This window comes from Actinacidiphila oryziradicis (assembly GCF_005047355.1).
Lineage (GTDB): Bacteria > Actinomycetota > Actinomycetes > Streptomycetales > Streptomycetaceae > Actinacidiphila > Actinacidiphila oryziradicis.
Genome location: NZ_SUMC01000076.1, coordinates 1 through 17,458 on the forward strand (window position 1 = coordinate 1; position 17,458 = coordinate 17,458).

At 68.8% G+C, this 17,458-nt stretch carries 15 protein-coding genes and 2 pseudogenes; 8 read left to right on the top strand and 9 right to left on the bottom strand.

What is annotated here, in order from left to right; genetic code table 11:
- Both FCI23_RS41170 and FCI23_RS60950 read left to right on the top strand, forming a co-directional pair.
- The coding region (locus FCI23_RS41170) for a molybdopterin dinucleotide binding domain-containing protein (RefSeq protein WP_322973921.1) at positions 1–1,089 on the top strand (1,089 nt) is incomplete at its 5' end.
- 253 nt (positions 1,090–1,342) lie between these two features.
- Positions 1,343–2,255, top strand: a pseudogene (locus FCI23_RS60950) (integrase); the annotation flags it as partial.
- Between the two features lie 88 nt (positions 2,256–2,343).
- On the opposite strand, the pseudogene FCI23_RS41195 reads toward FCI23_RS60950, so the two are convergent.
- From FCI23_RS41195 to FCI23_RS41205, 3 genes and pseudogenes are all read right to left on the bottom strand, one after another.
- Positions 2,344–3,407: pseudogene (locus FCI23_RS41195) on the bottom strand (IS110 family RNA-guided transposase); the annotation flags it as partial.
- 42 nt (positions 3,408–3,449) lie between these two features.
- On the bottom strand, positions 3,450–3,920 hold the full coding sequence (gene cynS, locus FCI23_RS41200; protein ID WP_127353910.1) for a cyanase: 471 nt from the start codon (positions 3,918–3,920) through the stop codon (positions 3,450–3,452).
- A gap of 79 nt (positions 3,921–3,999) precedes the next feature.
- Complete coding sequence (locus tag FCI23_RS41205; protein ID WP_136727818.1) at positions 4,000–4,614, bottom strand: carbonic anhydrase; 615 nt, start codon at positions 4,612–4,614, stop codon at positions 4,000–4,002.
- Positions 4,615–4,737: 123 nt separating this feature from the next.
- On the opposite strand from FCI23_RS41205, the gene cynR reads away from it, so the two are divergent.
- The 3 genes from cynR (at position 4,738) to FCI23_RS41225 (ending at position 8,769) form a co-directional block, all read left to right on the top strand.
- Complete coding sequence (gene cynR / locus FCI23_RS41210) at positions 4,738–5,646, top strand: transcriptional regulator CynR (RefSeq protein ID WP_136727817.1); 909 nt, start codon at positions 4,738–4,740, stop codon at positions 5,644–5,646.
- Positions 5,647–5,902: 256 nt separating this feature from the next.
- Positions 5,903–6,460, top strand: coding sequence for a hypothetical protein (locus tag FCI23_RS41215; RefSeq protein WP_211265552.1), 558 nt, complete (start codon positions 5,903–5,905; stop codon positions 6,458–6,460).
- Positions 6,461–7,695: 1,235 nt separating this feature from the next.
- Positions 7,696–8,769 carry an integrase core domain-containing protein gene (locus FCI23_RS41225; protein WP_136727813.1) on the top strand — a complete coding sequence of 358 codons (1,074 nt, stop codon included), beginning with the start codon at positions 7,696–7,698 and terminating at the stop codon, positions 8,767–8,769.
- Positions 8,770–8,839: 70 nt separating this feature from the next.
- Here FCI23_RS41225 and FCI23_RS41230 read toward each other — a convergent pair whose 3' ends face one another.
- The 5 genes from FCI23_RS41230 to FCI23_RS41250 all read right to left on the bottom strand — a co-directional run bounded on the left by FCI23_RS41230 (position 8,840) and on the right by FCI23_RS41250 (position 13,304).
- Complete coding sequence (locus FCI23_RS41230; protein ID WP_136727812.1) at positions 8,840–9,067, bottom strand: transposase; 228 nt, start codon at positions 9,065–9,067, stop codon at positions 8,840–8,842.
- A 97-nt stretch (positions 9,068–9,164) separates the two neighbouring features.
- Entirely contained in the window at positions 9,165–10,397 is a 1,233-nt protein-coding gene (locus FCI23_RS41235) for an NAD(P)/FAD-dependent oxidoreductase (RefSeq protein ID WP_136727810.1), read from the bottom strand.
- Positions 10,394–10,741, bottom strand: a complete 348-nt coding sequence (fdxA, locus tag FCI23_RS41240; protein WP_136727808.1) for a ferredoxin — start codon at positions 10,739–10,741, stop codon at positions 10,394–10,396. The genes FCI23_RS41235 and fdxA overlap by 4 nt, the downstream gene beginning before the upstream one ends.
- A 41-nt stretch (positions 10,742–10,782) precedes the next feature.
- Positions 10,783–12,204 (bottom strand): aldehyde dehydrogenase family protein, encoded by a 1,422-nt coding sequence (locus FCI23_RS41245; RefSeq protein ID WP_246144293.1) that lies wholly within the window; start codon positions 12,202–12,204, stop codon positions 10,783–10,785.
- Complete coding sequence (locus FCI23_RS41250) at positions 12,204–13,304, bottom strand: Zn-dependent alcohol dehydrogenase (protein ID WP_136727806.1); 1,101 nt, start codon at positions 13,302–13,304, stop codon at positions 12,204–12,206. Before FCI23_RS41250 ends, FCI23_RS41245 begins: the two co-directional genes overlap by 1 nt.
- A gap of 150 nt (positions 13,305–13,454) precedes the next feature.
- On the opposite strand from FCI23_RS41250, the gene FCI23_RS41255 reads away from it, so the two are divergent.
- From FCI23_RS41255 to FCI23_RS41265, 3 genes are read left to right on the top strand one after another with little or no spacing between them, the layout of a single operon-like run.
- The gene (locus FCI23_RS41255; protein WP_136727804.1) at positions 13,455–14,276 is read left to right on the top strand and encodes an enoyl-CoA hydratase-related protein; all 822 of its coding nucleotides are present in this window, start codon (positions 13,455–13,457) and stop codon (positions 14,274–14,276) included.
- A 17-nt stretch (positions 14,277–14,293) separates the two neighbouring features.
- Positions 14,294–14,500 carry a ferredoxin gene (locus tag FCI23_RS41260; protein ID WP_211265551.1) on the top strand — a complete coding sequence of 69 codons (207 nt, stop codon included), beginning with the start codon at positions 14,294–14,296 and terminating at the stop codon, positions 14,498–14,500.
- A 19-nt stretch (positions 14,501–14,519) separates the two neighbouring features.
- A complete protein-coding gene (locus FCI23_RS41265) occupies positions 14,520–16,115 on the top strand; it encodes a class I adenylate-forming enzyme family protein (protein ID WP_136727802.1) in 1,596 nt (531 codons plus the stop codon).
- Positions 16,116–16,355: 240 nt separating this feature from the next.
- Here FCI23_RS41265 and FCI23_RS41270 read toward each other — a convergent pair whose 3' ends face one another.
- The gene (locus FCI23_RS41270; RefSeq protein WP_136727800.1) at positions 16,356–17,453 is read right to left on the bottom strand and encodes an NAD(P)-dependent alcohol dehydrogenase; all 1,098 of its coding nucleotides are present in this window, start codon (positions 17,451–17,453) and stop codon (positions 16,356–16,358) included.
- Positions 17,454–17,458 lie beyond the last annotated feature (5 nt).

Genomic DNA, 17,458 nt, shown 5'->3' on the forward strand with positions numbered 1-17,458 from the left:
CCATGCCCCATCCGCGGCCACAGCAACGTCCAGGGCAACCGCACCTGCGGAATCGACCACCGCCCCACCGAGGAGTTCCTCAACCGGCTCGCCGAAGCGTGCGGCATCGACCCGCCCCGTGAAGAGGGCCTGGACACCGTGCGCACCATCGAAGCCATGCACCAGGGCCGGGTGAAGGTCTTCATCGGCATGGGCGGCAACTTCGCCATGGCCGCCCCGGACACCCCCTACACCTTCGAAGGGCTGCGCCACTGCGAGCTGACCGCCCATGTCAGCACCAAGCTCAACCGCAGCCACCTGGTGCACGGCAAGAAGGCCCTGATCCTGCCCTGCCTCGGCCGCACCGAGAAGGACCAGCAGCGGTCCGGCCTCCAGGCCACCTCCGTGGAGGACTCGATGAGCATGGTGCACCTGTCGGTGGGGATGAAGCGCCCCGCCTCGCCGCGCCTGTTCTCCGAGCCCGCCATCATCGCCGGCATGGCCCGCGCCACCCTGCCGGACAGCGACACACCGTGGGAGAAGTACGTCGAGGACTACGACCGAATCCGCGACACCATGGCCAAGGCCCTGGAGGGATTCGAGGACTTCAACCGGCGCGTCCGCCTCCCGCTCGGCTTCCGTCTCCGCCAGCCCGCACGCGAACTGGTCTTCCTCACCCCCACCGGCCGGGCCGAGTTCTCCTCCGCACCGCTCACCGACGTCGTACCCGCCCCCGGGACGCTCGCGCTGGCAACCGTGCGCTCCCACGACCAGTGGAACACCACCATCTACTCCAGCGATGATCGCTACCGCGGCGTGAAGAACCTGCGCACCCTGGTGTTCATGAACCCCGCCGACATGCGCGTCCGCGGCATCAAGGAACTCGACCTGGTGGACATCACCAGCACCGCCAAGGACGGCAGCCAACGCTCCGTCCGCGGCTACCGGGCCATCGCCTACGACATCCCGCCGGGCTGCGCCGCCGGCTACATGCCAGAGCTGAACGTCCTGTGCGCCGCGAGCGATTACAGCCTGCAGAGCGACCAACCACTCATGAAACACCTCAAAGTGGAAGTCGTCCCCTCGCCGCAGACCGACGAGACGATGTGAGGACAGTGTCGCCGCCGATGATCCTGGGGGGCGTTGTCAACTTGGCTCGGGCGAACTACTCGTGCTGCGGCATCAGCTGGCGGTGCTGCGCCGTCAGGTCTCCCGGCCCTCTCTGGAGCCGTCCGACCGGGTCCTGCCGACAGCGCTCTCGCGGCACGCCTGCGGGTGCCGAAAACCCCATCCATGGCCTGCGACGTGCAGGTTCTCATGAACGGCGGACGATCGTCGGATAGGAGTGTCAGGCTGATCGTTCGTGCTGCTTCGACTGCCCTACCTCGTCGTGTCGAGCGTGTTCGCCCTCATACGGCTGCTGCCGATGACCGACATCGACAAGGACATCGAGATGTTGACGCTGCGCCACCAACTGGCGGTCTTGCAGCGGCAGATCGCCAGGCCACGCCTCACCCCGGCGGACCGTGCCCTCCTTGCCACGCTCCTGCACCGGCTCCCCCGGCCCAGACTGCGGCAGCTGCACCTGATCGTCTCTCCGGACACGATCCTGCGGTGGCACCGCGACCTCATACGCCGCCGCCACGCCGACGCCTCCCGTTGAAGGCGGCCCGGCCGTCCTCCGACCCGCCACGCCATCCAGGCTCTCGTCCTGCGCCTGGCCCGCGAGAACGCCGGGTGGGGCTACTGGCGCATCCACGGCGAACTCGCTGCCCTCGGCATCAAAGTCGCGCCCTCCACCGTGTGGGAGATTGTGAAGCAGCACGGGATCGAGCCAGCTCCCGAGCGCGACCGCCAGAGCTGGGCCGCCTTCCTGCGCAGCCAGACCCACGCGATCCTGGCCTGCGACTTCTTCACCGCCACCACCCTGAACGGCACGAGCGTGTACGTCTTCGCCGTCGTCGAACACGCCAATCGCCGCGTTCGCGTCCTCGGGGCCACCGCACACCCCACCGCGGTCTGGGTGACCCAGGCCGCCCGGAACCTGATCATGGACCTCCAGGACGCCGGCGCCACGGTCACACACCTGATCAGGGACCGTGACAGCAGCAACACCCGCGCATTCGACGCCGTCTTCGCCGCCGAGGGCATCGAGATCGTCACCATCGGCATCCGCGTCCCCCGCATGAGCTCGATCATGGAACAGGGGGCACCTCCCGGCCGAAGGCTGGGGGCGGGTGCAGACCTGCAGACACGAGCTCCTCGACCGCACCCTAACGCGTAAATAAGTCCAGCTCAGGCGGGTTTCGGGCAGGCGGACGTGTCCGGTGGCCAGGGCTGGCTGCCGGTTCGGGGTGTGTTCGTTCAGGCGGCGTTGCCGATCGGGTTGAGCGTGACGGTGAAGCCGAGCTGGTTGAGTTGGGTGATGGTGCGTCGGGGGGAGCGTTCGGGGTCGCGTTGGGCGAAGTAGGCGCCGCCGAGGTCGTGGTAGGGGCTGTTGGTGGTGAGCATGTGCCAGATCGCGGTGATGATCGAGTGCTCGACCGCGACCAGGGCCTTCATGACCCCGTGCCGGGAGGTGAGGCGCCGGTAGCGGGCCTGCAGATAGGTGCCGTTGGTTCGGGCGGCTCCCATCGCGGCGATGCCCCAGGGCACCCTTGAGGCAGGGGTTGCCGGGCCTGACCTTGGTGTTTTTGGACCGGCCGGCGGACTCGTGGTGGCCGGGGCAGACCCCGGCCCAGGAGGCCAGGTGCTTGGCGGTGGGGAAGCGGTTCATGTCGCCTCCGGTCTCGGCGACGACGACTTCGGCGACGGCTCGGCTGATGCCGGGAACGGTGTCCAGGAGGTCGAGCACGTCACGAAAGGGGGCCATCGCCTCCCCGATCCGGCCGGTCAGCTTCTCCAGCATGGCGGTGAGTTGGTCGTACTGGTCCAGGTAGAGCCGGGCCAGGAAGGCATGGTGCTCGCGGAAACGCCCGGTCAGCGCCTCTGCGCATCCGGCCCTTGGCCAGGTCCGCCAACTGTTCCGGGTCGCGCGCGCCGGCGATCAGGGCTTCGAGCATCGCCCGCCCGGAGACGCCCATGATGTCGGAGGCCACCGACGACAGCTTGATACCGGTGTCCTCCAGCAGCTTCTCCAGCCGCTGGGCGACCTTGGCGCGTTCGCGGGTGGCGTGGGTGCGGGCACGGGTGAGGTCACGCAGTTCCCGCACGGGCTCGTCCGGCACGAACGAGGCCCGCAGCAGCCCGTGGGCACCCAGTTGCGCCAGCCAGGCGGCGTCGGAGACGTCGGTCTTGCGGCCGGGCAGGTTCCTGGCATCGCGGGCGTTGACCAGGATCACATTTAGGCCCTCGGACAGCAGGTGGACGAAGGGCTTCCAGTAGTCCGACGTCGCCTCGATCACCACCAGCGTGACCCCCGCGTCGACGGGCCGGGGAACCTGTTAGGTCGGTCCCCGGCCCGCCTGGGGTCAGAACGGCTTGGTGGGCAGGTACTTGCCGTCGAGGGTGATGACGGCGCGGTGGCCGCCGTCGGGGTCCTCGACGGTCTTGAAGTCGAGCTTGAAGTTGATGGCGCTGATGATGCCGTCGCCGAGTTGCTCGTGGACCAGGGCCTTGAGGGTGGTGCCGTAGACCTGGAGCATCTCGTAGAAGCGGTAGATGGTCGGGTCGGTGGGGATGCCGCCGGGGATGGAGCCGCGCAGCGGGATCGTCTGGAGCAGCAGCGCGGCGTCCTCGTCCAGGCCCAGGCGCTCGGTCACGGCCTTGGCCGCGTCGGCGGGCAGGGGGTGCTGGCCGAGCAGGGCCGCGGTGACGAAGGCGATGGAGAGGCCGGCGGCGTCAGCGAGCTCCTGCCAGGTGAGGTCCTTGCGGGTCTTGGCGTCGACGACCTGCAGGGCAAGCTGCTGGCGGGCGGTCTGGTCGAACTGTGCGTGCACCATGAGGTGAGCCTTTCGGGATGGGGTCCGAGGCGGGTGCCCGGACCTGGTCTGGGGATCGTGGGAGGGGATGCGGGGGTGGTCAGCCGACCAGGGCGGTGAATTGTCCGCTTTCGGTGTCGAGCATCTCGGCGGAGCCGCTGCCGATGTCGTAGACCCAGCCGTGGAGGGTCACCATGTGCTGCACCAGGGCCTTGGCCACGGACGGGTGGGTCTTCAGGTTCGCCAGCTGGGCGAGGACGTTGTCCTTCACCAGGGCGGCGACCCGCTCCGCGCCCGCAGGGTGCTCGCCTGCGTCGGTGCGGGCCTTGGAGGCGTCCGCGTGGTGCAGCCAGGTGGCGACGGCGGGCAGACCGGTGAGGTCGTTGCCGCAGGCGAGGGCGGTCATCGCGCCGCACGCGGAGTGCCCGCAGACGATCACGTCCGTGACCCCGAGCACACTGATCGCGTACTCGATGCTCGCCGCGACACCGTCCGCACCCTGCGTGTACGGGGGCACGAGGTTGCCCGCGGTGCGGATGACGAACAGCTCGCCCGGACCGGTCTGGGTGATCAGCTCCGGCACGACCCGGGCGTCCGAGCAGCCGATGAACAGCGCGGTCGGCTGATGGGTGGTGGCGAGCTTCTTGAAGAGTGCCGCCTGGGTCGGGAACACCTCCCGGCTGAACCGCTGGAAACCCTGCGCCATCTCGTTCATGAGGTCACTCCCTCTTCGACGACCGGTATTGCCTGCCGATGACCTCAACGATGCATGACCTGTGCATATAGTGTCCAAGACGCAATAGCCATCGGATCTATCAGTGCTGTCTATAGTTGGCTCATGGAACTGCGCCACCTCCGGTACCTGCTCGCCGTGGCCGAGCACGCCAACTTCACCCGCGCCGCCGAAGCCCTCCACGTCTCGCAGCCCACGCTCTCGCAGCAGATCAAACAGCTCGAGAACTCGCTACACGTGCAACTCCTAGACCGCTCCGGGCGCACCGTGCGCCTCACCGACGCCGGCCAGGCCTACACCCACTACGCACGCCAAGCCCTGCGCGACCTCGCCGCAGCCGAGCGCGCGGTCCGCGACGTCCAGGACCTCTCGCACGGCACCCTGCGCCTGGCCATGACCCCGACCTTCACCGCCTACCTGATCGGGCCGCTCGTCGAGGACTTCCACGCGCGCTACCCCGGGATCACCCTGGACATCCGCGAGATGACACAGGACCGCATCGAGTCCGAGCTCGCCGCCGACCAGCTCGACCTCGGCATCGCCTTCGGCGGAGCACACCTACCGGCCATCACCGCCACCGCCCTGTTCACCGAAAACCTCGGCCTCGTCGTCGCCTCCACCCACCCCTACGCGACCCGCCCGGGCCCGATACCGGTCCGCGAACTGCGCGACCAGCAACTCGCCCTGCTCAGCCCGGACTTCGCTACCCGGCACCACATCGACCAGTACCTCGCCGACCACCGGGTCCGACCACAGGTCGCCATCGAGGCCAATTCCGTCAATGCGCTCGTTGCGATCGTCCAACGAACCAGCCTCGCCACCGTGCTACCCGACGCCATCACCCGCGAACAGCCCCACCTCCACTCCGTACCCGTCGACCCCCCACTCCCCTCACGAACCGTCACAATGCTCCGCCGGGATACCGCCTACCAGAGCGCCGCCGCCCGCTCCTTCAGCGATCTCGCAGAACACCGGGCCCACACCTTCGGCCACACCCCCGACGACCTGGTCTAGCGTGTCCGGCGAGACAGGGCTGTTGGAACCGAAGTAGCGCGGTCCTTGGACCCAGCGGCGCGAAGCCGAACCACCCTCACCGGAGGCCAGGTCAGAGTGGCGGCCCCGAACCGGTGATCTACCTCTGACTCGTGTCAACCGAAGGTGGCGGTCACATCCGACCCTGCGGGTGCCGAAAACCCCATCCATGGCCTGTGACGTGCAGGTTCTTGTGAACGGCCGTGATCGCCGGATAGGCGTGTCAGGCTGATGGATCGTGCTGCTGCGACTGCCCTACCTCGCCGTCTCAAGCGTGTTCGCCCTCATACGGCTGCTGCCGATGAGCGACGTGGACGAGGACATGGAGATATTGCCGCTGCGCCACCAGCTGGCCGTCCTGCAGCGGCAAACCGACAGGCCACGGGCCACTGCGGTGGACCGCGCATTCCTTGCCGCGCTTCTCCATCGGCTCCCCAAGCCCAAGCTGCGGCAGCTGCACCTGGTCGTCTCCCCGGACACGATCCTGAGGTGGCCCGCGACCTCATGCGCCGCCGCCACGCCGAAGCCTCCCGTCGCACACACCCCGGCAGACCGCCGACCCTCCCCCAGCCTTCGGCTGGGAGGTGCCCCCAGCAACATCCAGTCTCTCGTCCTGCGCCTGGCCCGCGAGAACTCCGGGTGGGGCTACAGAAGGTTCCGCGGCGAACTCGCTCTCCTGCGCGGACGCGATAATCGGCACCCGCAGCGCCTCTGTGGGATGCTGACAACACACCTACGCCGACCCTTAGCCGCCTCCGGTGGCCAGCCGGTGGCCGGACGCCTTTGGACGACGTAATACGAGGCAGCACAGACCAACGAGCCGCACGCGCTCTAATCAGGCAGGACGTCATTCGGCAGCACGGCCCGGCACCACGCAACACGAACGCTCACGGTCTCGTAATGCGTAGGTCTCGGGTTCGAATCCCGAAGGCGGCTCCGTGGTGCACCCTAGGTCAGGCCTCTGACCTGGGGTTTCTTGCTTTGGATGACCTTGGAATCTCGGCAAATCGGGCACCGACGATCTGTGCATCGTAATGCGTAGGTCCGTGGTTGACGCTGAGTGGCTGATCTCGCCGTCCCACGCCTCTGAGCTGGCCTTTTGTTCCCAGGAGCAGGTCCGCTCGTGTCTAGTCGGCGTGGGGTGGTGGCCGTCCGGTGGCCGAGCGTGCAGCGAGCGTGCAAATGGCTCTCGGTGAGCCTTACGGGTCGAGCGGTGTGATGGGGCCGGGGTTGTGGCAACCCAACAATGCCGTGAGCTCAGCAGTTCCCCGTGGCACCACTTGTGCGAACGACCGTTGTACGGCCACCATCGCGACGCGCGCACATCCGGCAGACGAGGTTCGGGGGGGGGGGGCCGACCCGAGCTGACCTGCCCGGCACGCGGGCCCTCGGCGGGCGACGTGACTACCCTGATCGTCGGCGCGGGGGCGCTGCTGTTCGAGGACGAGATCCGCATGGACAGGCCTCGCGCGCCTCAGTGATGAGAGTCTGCACTTCCATGACCACATCTCGGAGGCGTCCCGGCTGCACACCCTCGCGCGCCATCCACTCATCGAGGCGGGGACGTAGGTACCTGACCGCCCACGGTCCGGGGCGCCGCAGCATTGAGCGGTTGATCGAGATCTCTTCCTGGATCTCCCGACGCAGCTCGTCAGTCCAGCCCTGCTCACGGTCAGCCCGTCCCAGCGGAGCTGTTAGGTCGGCCACGGCCTTGCCGAGGGACTCTCGCAGATCCATGGGCTCTCCAACCCTCAACATCCCGAACTGCGAACGATAGTGCGTCCCGGTTCTAGTAGCACCGACGTTGCGGTACAGCAGCGAAGTACAGCAACCACAACAACCGGCCACGGCCGGTTCGTCCGCTACAGGCTTCATGACGCCCTCTATGACCGCAGGTGCCCACCTCGCGCGGGCCCGGCGGTGCTGTGGCCAGCTCGGAGGCGGCGTCCTGCCTGTAGGGTGCCAAAACTGCCGCGTGGTCTCTGATCAGGCTCTTTGCCGTTCCAGGCGATCATGGCATGCTGCGACTGCATGGCGTTGCGCGTGCTCTACCTGATCTTCGTCCGGCTGCTCGGACTGCTCCTGCTGATGTCCCGGTCGGAGAAGGCCAAGAACGTTGAGCTCCTCGCGCTGCGCCACGAGGTCGCGGTGCTGCGTCGACAGCTCAGCACCCGGCCGCGCCTGACGTGGCCGGACCGCGCCGTGCTCGCCGCCCTCGCCCGACACCTCCCGCCCAGGCTGCGCCATCACCGCCTCGTCACCCCCGGCACGCTCCTGTCCTGGCACCGCCGACTGCTGCGCTGGAAGTGGAAACACAAGCCCGCCCGGACCGGACGCCCACCGATCCCCGAGGAACTCACCTCCCTGATCCTGCGCCTCGCCCACGACAACCCGACATGGGGCTACACCAGAATCCAGGGCGAACTTCGACGCCTCGGCCACCGCGTCGGCGCCTCCACCATCCGACGCACCCTCCGCAGCGCTGGCCTCAACCCCGCACCCCGACCCAGCCACGGCACCCCGAGGTGGCGGGAGTTCCTGCGCGCCCAGGCATCCGGGCTGCTCGCCGCCGACTTCTTCCACATCGACACCGTGACCCTGCGACGGCTGTACGTTTTCTATGTCATGGAGGTCAGTACCCGCACCGTCCACATCCTCGGCGTCACCGCCCACCCCACCGCAGCCTGGACCACTCAGCTCGCCCGCAACCTGCTCGCCGACCTCGGCCAGCGCGCCTCAGGCTTCCGCTACTTGCTGCGTGACCGCGACAGCAAGTACACCCAGGCCTTCGACGCGGTCTTCACCGCGGACGGAATCGAAATCCTGAAGAGCGCGCCGCAGACTCCGCGGATGAACGCCCACGCCGAAAGGGCCATACGCACGGTCCGGGCCGAGTGCACCGACCGGTTACTGATCTACAACGAGCAACACCTGAGGCGCGTCCTCGCCGAATACGCCGAGCACTACAACACCAGCCGACCCCACCGCGCCCTGCAACTCCGATCTCCCGGCGACGATCCCAACGTCATCCCCTTCCCCACACAACGCATCCATCGCCACAACGTCCTCAACGGACTCATCCACGAGTACCGCAACCCCACTTGAGAACGATCAGGCGGAGCTGGCGAACGCCCAGGTCAACAAATGTGCAGGACTTTTGGAACCCTACAGGCGTTCAGGGCCTGGTGGAGTTCGCGGGCTGGAGGGTGAGCATGCGGGTGCCGCGGCGGGAGGCGGTGCAGCTCTCGCGCGCGGGGCAGGGGTGGCAGTCGCCGCGGGCGAAGTTGACGACGATCGCGTCGCGGCCGTGCTGCCGGACGGGATACCAGTTGCGGTTGGTGCGGCCTTCGGCGACGGCAGGGTTCATGCCGGTGGTCAGCACCTTGTGCCGTTCGGCCTGCACCTCCGTGCTCCAACCAGCGAACACCCTTATGCAACACTGGAGTTGACACCGGTTTGGAAGGCCCCGGGCCGCCTGTGGCGGGCCCGGGGCGCGAACTTCAGATCTTCGCCGCAGCCGCCGTAGCCCGGGAGGCGGACGCCCGGGCCGCTTCGAGCGCTTCCTCCCAGCAGGCCCTGCGCCCGATCAGCCCCTGGTACTTGGCGTTCTCGGCCGGGCGGTTGACGGTCAGGGCGCCGATCAGCCGGTCGCCGCTGCGGTAGAGCGCGGTGAACTTGCGGTCGGTGGCCTGGCCGGAGACCACCTCCATGTGCTCCGCGTCGGGCAGCCCGGCGAACTGGATCTTCCGGTCGTACCAGTCGGACCAGAAGTACGGCACGGTCTCATACGGCTGCTTGCGCTCGGGGTCGATCGCGTTGCGCGCGGCCTCCGCGCCCTGCTCCGACGCGCTGGTCCAGTGCTCCAGGCGCATCGACCGGTCGAAGAGCGGGTTGTGCCACCTGGCCACGTCACCTGCGGCGTAGACCCCGGGCACGCCCGCGTTGAGCGTCTCGTCGCAGACCACGCCGTTGTCGAGGGTGAGCGAGGAGGACTCGAGCCAGCCAGTCTCCGGCGCGGCCCCGATGCCGACGACCACCAGATCGGCGTCGAGGACGGTGCCGTCGGAGAGGTGGACGTGCTCGACCCGTCCGTCGCCGCTGAGCTTCGTCACCGCGGTCCCGCACCGCAGCTCCACCCCGTTGGCGCGGTGGAAGTCGCCGACCGCCACGCCCATTTCCTCGCCGACCGCGCGGGCCAGCGGCGAGGGCAGAGCCTCGACGATGGTGACCGGCAGGCCGCGCTTGTGCGCGGCCGAGGCCACCTCGGAGCCGATGAAGCCGGCCCCGACCACCACGGTGCGCGCCCCCGCGTCGAGCGCGGTCCGCACCGCACGGGCGTCGTCGACGGTGCGCAGGGTGAGCACGCCGGCGAGCCCGTCGGTGCCGGGCAGCGCCCGCGGGGTGGCGCCGGTGGCGATGACCAGCGCGTCGTAGCCGATCCACTCGTCACTGACGGCTACCCGCTGTCCCTCGGTGTCCAGCTCGGTCGCCGGGCGGCCGAGCCGCAGGTCGATGTCGAGCGCGCCGAACTTCTCCGCGGTGCGCAGGAAGGGCGGCTCCGGCGGCGGTCCCGCGTTGAGGAACTGCTTGGACAGCGGGGGCCGGTTGTACGGCTCGTGCTTCTCGGACCCGATCAGGGTGATCGTGCCCGTGAAGCCGGCCCTGCGTGCCGCTTCCACCGCGTGCAGTCCGGCGAGTGACGCGCCGACCACGACGAGGCGCTGTGCGGTCATGCGGCGGGCTCCTTTTCGAACGCGGCGACCAGTTCGGTGTCCACGCCGAGCGGTCCGACGACCCCGGCCCCGCCGGGCGCGCCGAGCGGCTCGTCGCGTCCCGGCAGCGGCTCGGCGAAGAACCGGGCGTTGTCGGCGATGAACGCCTTCTTCGCCTCGGGCACCTTGCGGTCGCTCCTGATGGCGCTCACCGGGCAGACAGGTTCGCACGCACCGCAGTCGATGCACTCGGCCGGATTGATGTAGAGCTTGCGACTGCCTTCGTAGATGCAGTCGACAGGGCATTCTTCGATACACGTGCGGTCTGTCACGTCGATGCACGCGTCGGCGATCACGTAGGGCAAGACGGCCTCATCTCTCAGGGCCAGGTCTGGGAACCGGCATGTCACTTACGGTTGCGGTAGATCACCTGAAGTTCGGTGAACTCCGCCAGGCCCCACGGGCCGTTCTCCACGCCCACACCGCTCCACTTGCTGCCGCCGAAGGGCAGGTAGGGCTGGAGGGCGAGGTGGTCGTTGACGAAGGCGGTGCCCGAGTCGAAGCGGGCGGCGACCTCCGCGGCACGGTCCAGGTCCGGGCTCCACACCGAGCCGGACAGGCCGTAGTCGGTGTTGTTCGCGCGCTCGACGGCGTCGTCCAGGTCCCGGTAGGGGATCACCGGCAGCGCGGGGCCGAACTGTTCCTCGTCGACGATCCGGGTGCCCTCGGCGACACCGGTCAGGATGGTCGGTTCGAAGAAGTAGCCGTCGCGGTCGAACGGCTTGCCGCCGGCCGCGGCCACCGCGCCGTTGTCGAGGGCGTCCGCGACCAGGCCCCTGACCCGCTCGAACTGCGGCAGGTTCTGGATCGGGCCGAGCTGCACACCCTTCTCGGTGCCGGCTCCGACGCGCACCGAACGGGCGCGGGCGGCCAGCGCCTCGACCAGCTCGTCGTGCAGCCGCTCGGGCACGTAGATCCGCTTGATGCCAGCGCAGATCTGGCCGTTGTTGATGAACGCGCCCCAGAACAGGCCGCGCTCCACCGTGGCGACGTCGGCGTCGTCCAGGACGATCGCCGCGTCGTTGCCGCCCAGTTCGAGGGTGTAGCGCTTGAGGTCGGGAGCGGCGGCCGCGGCCACCGCCTTCCCGGTGGGCACCGAACCGGTGAAGCTGATCTTGCGGACCGCGGGGTGGCTGGTCATCCAGGCACCGAGGTCGTCACCGCCGCTGACGGCGTTGACCACGCCGGGGGGCAGCACCGATGCGACGATCTCGCCGAGCCGCAGGGTGGACAGCGGAGTGAAGGGGGAGGGCTTGATCACCACGGTGTTGCCCGCGAGCAGCGCCGGGCCGAGCTTCCAACCGGCCAGCAGCAGCGGGAAGTTCCACGGCGTGATCGCGGCGACCACGCCGAGCGGCCGGTGCACGACCTCCGCGTACGCGCTCGCGTCGTCCTGGAGGACGGTGCGGGGCAGTTCGAGGTCGGCCGTCGCGGCCAGCCAGCGAGCGGTCTCGGTGATCTCGTAGGCAGCCGCCTTGAGCGGCTTGCCCTGCTCGGCCGACAGCACCTCCGCGAGGTCCTCGGTGTGGGTGAGCAGCGCGTCGGCGGCCTGCTTGATGGCGCCGCGCCGGGCGTCCTCGTCCTTGCGCCAGGACACGCCGGCCGCCTTCGCGGCGGCCATGGCCTGGTCGAGCTGCTCACGGGAGCAGTCGGGTGCCTCGGCGAAGACCTGCCCGGTGGCCGGGTTGACGACGCCGAAGCCGCCCGCGCCGGCGACGGACTTGCCGCCGATCGTCATCGTGAAGCCGGTAGTGAGGGTTTGGGTCATCAGAACACCACCACAGCTCGGGCGCCCTTTTCGGAGGCGCAGTAGTCGACAGCGTCGTTGACCTTGTCGAACTCGAAGGTCTCGGTGACCAGTTCGTCGAGTTTGAGCACGCCCTTCTCGTACAGCCTGACCAGCCGCGGCACGTCGCGCTTGATGTCGGAGGACCCGTACAGGGAGCCGCGGATGATCTTCTCGGTCATCACCACGCCGGTGAACGCCGGGACGGTGAGGTTCACGTCGTCGCCGGCCGCGCCGACCAGGACGACCTGCCCGCCCCTGCGGGTCATCTTGACCGCGTCCCGCACGGTCTCCTGGCGGCCAACGACCTCCAGCACGTGGTCGGCGCCGCGTCCGCCGGTCAGCGCCCGCACCGCCTTGACGGTCCTGTCCGAGGGCTGGAGCACCTCGGTGGCACCGAGCTTGACGGCAAGGTCCAGTCGCTCCTGGTGCATGTCGATCGCGATGACCGTGCTGGCACCGGCGATCCGGGCGCCCTGGACCGCGTTGAGCCCGACGCCGCCGCAGCCGATGACGACGACGGTGTCGCCGACCCGGATGCCGGCGGTGTTGACCGCCGCGCCGAACCCGGTGAGCACACCGCAGCCGAGCAGCGCCGCCGACGAGAACGGGATGCTGTCGGGGATCTTCACCGCCGCGCCGGCCGGTACGACGCAGCGCTGGGAGAAAGTGCCCAGGCCCGCCATCTGGTAGACCGGCTCACCGCCGAGGGAGTACCGCGTGGTGCCGTCGAGCAGCGCGCCCTTGGCGAAGGCCACGCCCGCGGTCTCGCACAACTGGGGCTGGGCGTGCGAACAGTAGAAGCACGTGCCGCACTGTGCCAGCCAGGACAGCACGACGCGGTCGCCCGGGGCGACGTCGGTGACGCTGTCGCCGACCTCGACGACTGTGCCGGCGCCTTCGTGGCCCAGGACCACCGGCAGCGGGTGCGGCAGCGTCTTGTTGAAGACCGAGATGTCGGAGTGGCAGACGCCCGACGCACCGATCTCGATCGTCACCTCGCCCCGGGAAGGCGACTGGAGGTCGACCTCAGTCAGTCGCAGCGGCTGTTGCGGGCTTGTCAACACCGCGGCGCCGGTCACGCCGTACCCCAGGAGCAGGTACTCGGGTAGTCTACATTTGTGGTCACTGAGTTACTCATGCTGTATAGCTTAAGCGTGTTTTCTGTGCTCGCGCCATACCCGGACGCAGAACCGCACGCGTCAGGCCATAGCAGCCGATCTGGAGGAGAGATGGAGCTCAAGGTCACCCGCTACGCCGTCGATGAGGCAGGAGTCGCCACCGTCTGGCTGCACCGGCCCGAGCGGCGCAATTCGTGGACCGGACGGATGCACGACGAGTACCGCTGGATCTGCAAGCAGCTCGACGACGACCCGAAGGTCAAGGTCATCGTGCTGACCGGCACGGGACACACCTTCAGCGTCGGCGCCGACCCCAGGGCACTGACCGGTTACGTCACCGCCGACCACTACGACCCCGCCCTGCCCAAGGACGCCGAACGGCCCGGCTACGGCATCCGGCCGGAGTTCGACACCGACATGGCCTGGCAGCTCGGCATGAGCAAGCCCATGATCGCGGCGGTGAACGGCGCGTGCGCCGGAATCGCTGTCGCGCTGGCAGCCTTCTGCGACCTGCGCTTCGCCGTCGAGGGCGCGAAGGTCACCACGGCGACTCCGCGGCTGGGACTGCCCGCGGAGTACGGGCTGTCGTGGATCATGCCGCGGCTGATCGGGATGACTTACGCGGCCGACATCCTCCTCACCGGCCGGGTGTTCCTCGCCGAGGAACTGGGGTCGATGGGTTTCTTCAACAAGGTGCTGCCCGAGGCGGAGTTCGCCAAGCACGTCGACGAGTTCGCGCACATGCTGGCCGCCGCCTCCCCCGAAGCGGTGACCACCGCGAAGCGGCAGCTGTGGGCCGACCTGCTGCACAGCGACGTCCGGGCGGCCGTCGAGGAGAGCAAGGCACTGATCGGGGCGCTCATGAACAAGCCCGACTACGCGGAGGGCGTCGCGGCGCTGATGGAGAAGCGTGCGCCCAAGTTCGTCCGCTGATCATACAAGGAACGGAGATGTCGATGAAGGTTCATGTCAACCCCGAACTGTGCCAAGGGCACAACCGGTGCATCGTGCTGGCGCCGAGCCTGTTCACCGCCGACGAGGAGGGGTTCTCCACCGAGAACGGCGACGGGACCGTACCCGACGACCAGCGCGGAAAGGCCGAGCTCGCCGTCGACAACTGCCCGGAACAGGCGATTTCCCTCATCCATGACGCGTGATGACCGTGAGGACACAGCGATGAACGAAGTCTCCCGCTGGGGACGTGAGGTTTCACAGGCCACCGTCGGCGGAAATCCGTGTCTCGTCTACACCCTGCGCCCTGGCTCGGTGGCGGAGCTGCTCCTTGCGTCCCGGCGCTGGAGCGACCGCGAGTTCCTCGTCCAGGGGGACCGCCGGATGACCTCCGGTCAGCATGAGCAGGCGGTGGCCCGGGTCGCGGCCCACCTGCGCGGGCTGGGCGTCGAGCGCGGCACCCGCGTGATGATCCTCGGCTTCAACCGGATCGAGTGGGTCGTCACCTACTGGGCGCTCCAGGTCCTGGGCGCGGTTGCGGTGCTGGGCAACGCGTGGTGGAGCGAGGAGGAGGCGGCCGGCGTGCTGGCCCTGGCCGAGCCCGCTCTGGTGGTCACCGAGCGGCAGCTCGACGGGTTCCGGACCGTGGACTTCGAGACGCTGCGTACCGTCGTGGTCAGCGACGACATCGTGGAGCTGGAGCTGACCCCGGTCTCCGAGGACGACATCGCCGTGATCATGTTCTCCTCCGGAACCACGGGGGCGCCCAAGGGCGTGATCATGTCGCACCGGTCGGTGGTGGCCAACCTCCAGAACCTGCTCAACCTCACCGGGCGGCTGCCCAACGAGCTGCCCGCGGACCACCCGGGCACGGTGAGCATGCTGTCGGTGCCGCTCTTCCACCTGGCCGGTGTGCAGATCAGCTCCACCACCCTGCTCTCCGGGGGCTCGCTGATCTTCCTCAGCGGCAAGTTCGACCCGGCCGAGGTGCTGATGCTGATCGAGCGGGAGCGGGTCAAGGTGTGGGGCAGCGTCCCGACCATGGTCTCCCGGGTTCTGGACCACCCCGAATTCTCCAAGCGGGACACCTCAAGCGTCACCTCCGTGCCCATGGGCGGCTCCGCCATCTCCCCCGAGCTGCGGCAGCGGGTCACGGAGTCGTTCTCCGGCGTGAAGTCGCGGGTGGGCAGTCTCTACGGCCTCACCGAAGCCGGCGGCGTCCTCGCCGCGGGCAGCGGCCGCGACATCACTGACCGGCCGGGCTGCGTCGGCAGGGCGCTGCCCGTGGTCCAGCTCCGGATCAAGAACCCCGACGCCGACGGCGTCGGGGAGATCCAGGCCCGTACCCCCACCGCCACCTACGGCTACCTGGGCGAGCATGGCGGCGTCGCCGACGCCGAGGGCTGGATCAGCACCGGCGACCTCGGGCGGATCGAGGAGCCGAACTGGCTCTATGTGACCGGGCGTTCGAAGGACATCATCATCCGCGGCGGCGAGAACATCTCCTGCGCCCACGTGGAGAGCGCGGTGCTCGCCCACCCCGACGTCCTGGAGGCCGCGGCGGTCGCGCTGCCGCATCCCGACCTCGGGGAGGAGGTCGGGATGGCCGTGGTGCTGCGCCCGGGCGCAGCGCCTGACGTCGACGCCCTGCTGTCGGTCGCCAAGGGCCGGCTCGCCCGCTTCGAACTGCCGAGCCGGTGGTGGCTGCGCACGGAGTCGCTGCCCACCAACCCGACAGGCAAGATCTTGCGCGGCGAGGTCCGCGAGGCGTGGGTGGAAAGCGGCGGCCAGGACATCGTGGACATCGCCGCGTCGGCCTGAGCCTTACGGGGCCGCGGCCGGTCCACGCAGGACCCGTAAGGCCGCAGGACCCGCAAAAGACAAGGTGACCGCCGCGTGATGCGGTGGTCACCTGTTTTTCTGGCTCTTCGCCTGGATGTGTGGGTTGTCCTGGCGATCGGTCACGTCGTGGCATGAACAACGGCCTGAAAAATAGACAGGTCGTCGGCCGGCGAAGAGCCGGCCGACGACCTCAGGGAGGGTCCGTCAGGCAGAGCGCGGTCAGATCATCTGGAGCACGGGCTTGATGGTCTTGCCCGCCTCGGAGTCCTCACACGCGGTGTTTATGTCCTTGAAGGAGTAGCTGGTGATGAGCTTGTCGTACGGGAAGCGTCCCTGCGCATGCAGTTCGATCAGGCGCGGGATGAACTCCTCGGGACGCGCGTCGCCCTCGGTGACGCCGACGATGTTGCGGCCGGCCATGAGGAACTCGAGCATGTCGACCTCGATGTTGGTGCCGACAGTGCCGAAGCCGAGGATGGCGCAGGTGCCCTTGGGCGCCAGCGCGCTGACGGCCTGCCGCACGACAGGCGTCACCGCGGTGGTGTCGACCGCGTAGTCCGCACCGCGGCCGGTGATCTTGCGGATCTCGTCGACCACGTCGGTGGTTCCGCCGTTGATCGTGTGGGTCGCGCCGAGCTCCTCGGCCAGCTTGAGCCGCGCGTCCACCAGGTCGACAGCGATGATCTTCGTGCAGCCCGTGACCTTGGCGGCCATCAAGGCGGCCAGGCCGACCGCGCCCGCGCCGAACACCACCAGGCTCGAACCGGCGGGCGGGTTCAGGCGGTTGAGGACTGTGCCGGCGCCGGTCTGGATGCCGCAGCCGAGCGGGCCGACGATGGACAGGTCGGCGTCCGGGGAGACCTTCACCACGTTGCTCTCGACGGCGATGGCGTAGGTACCGAAGGAGGACTGGCTGAAGAAGAAGCCGTGGATGTCGCCCTCGCCATGCAGGGCGTTGGTGCCGTCGGGGCGCGAACCCGCGACGTTGCGCAGTGCGAACTGCTCGCAGTAGGCGGGCTCGCCGCGCTTGCACATGACGCACTCGTGGCACGCCGCGTAGGTCAGGACGACCTTGTCGCCGGGGGTGACCTTGGTAACGCCCGCGCCGACGGCCTCGACCACACCGGCGCCCTCGTGCCCGAGGACGAGCGGGAGCGGCACCGGCAGCCACTGGTTGCGCACACCGATGTCCGTGTGACAGATGCCGGAGGAGTGGACCTTGACGAGGATCTCGCCGTCGCCCGGGGCGTCGAGTTCGAGTTCTTCGAGGATGAACGGCTGTGCTGCTTCCCGCACGACTGCGGCTGTGATGCGCATGGATC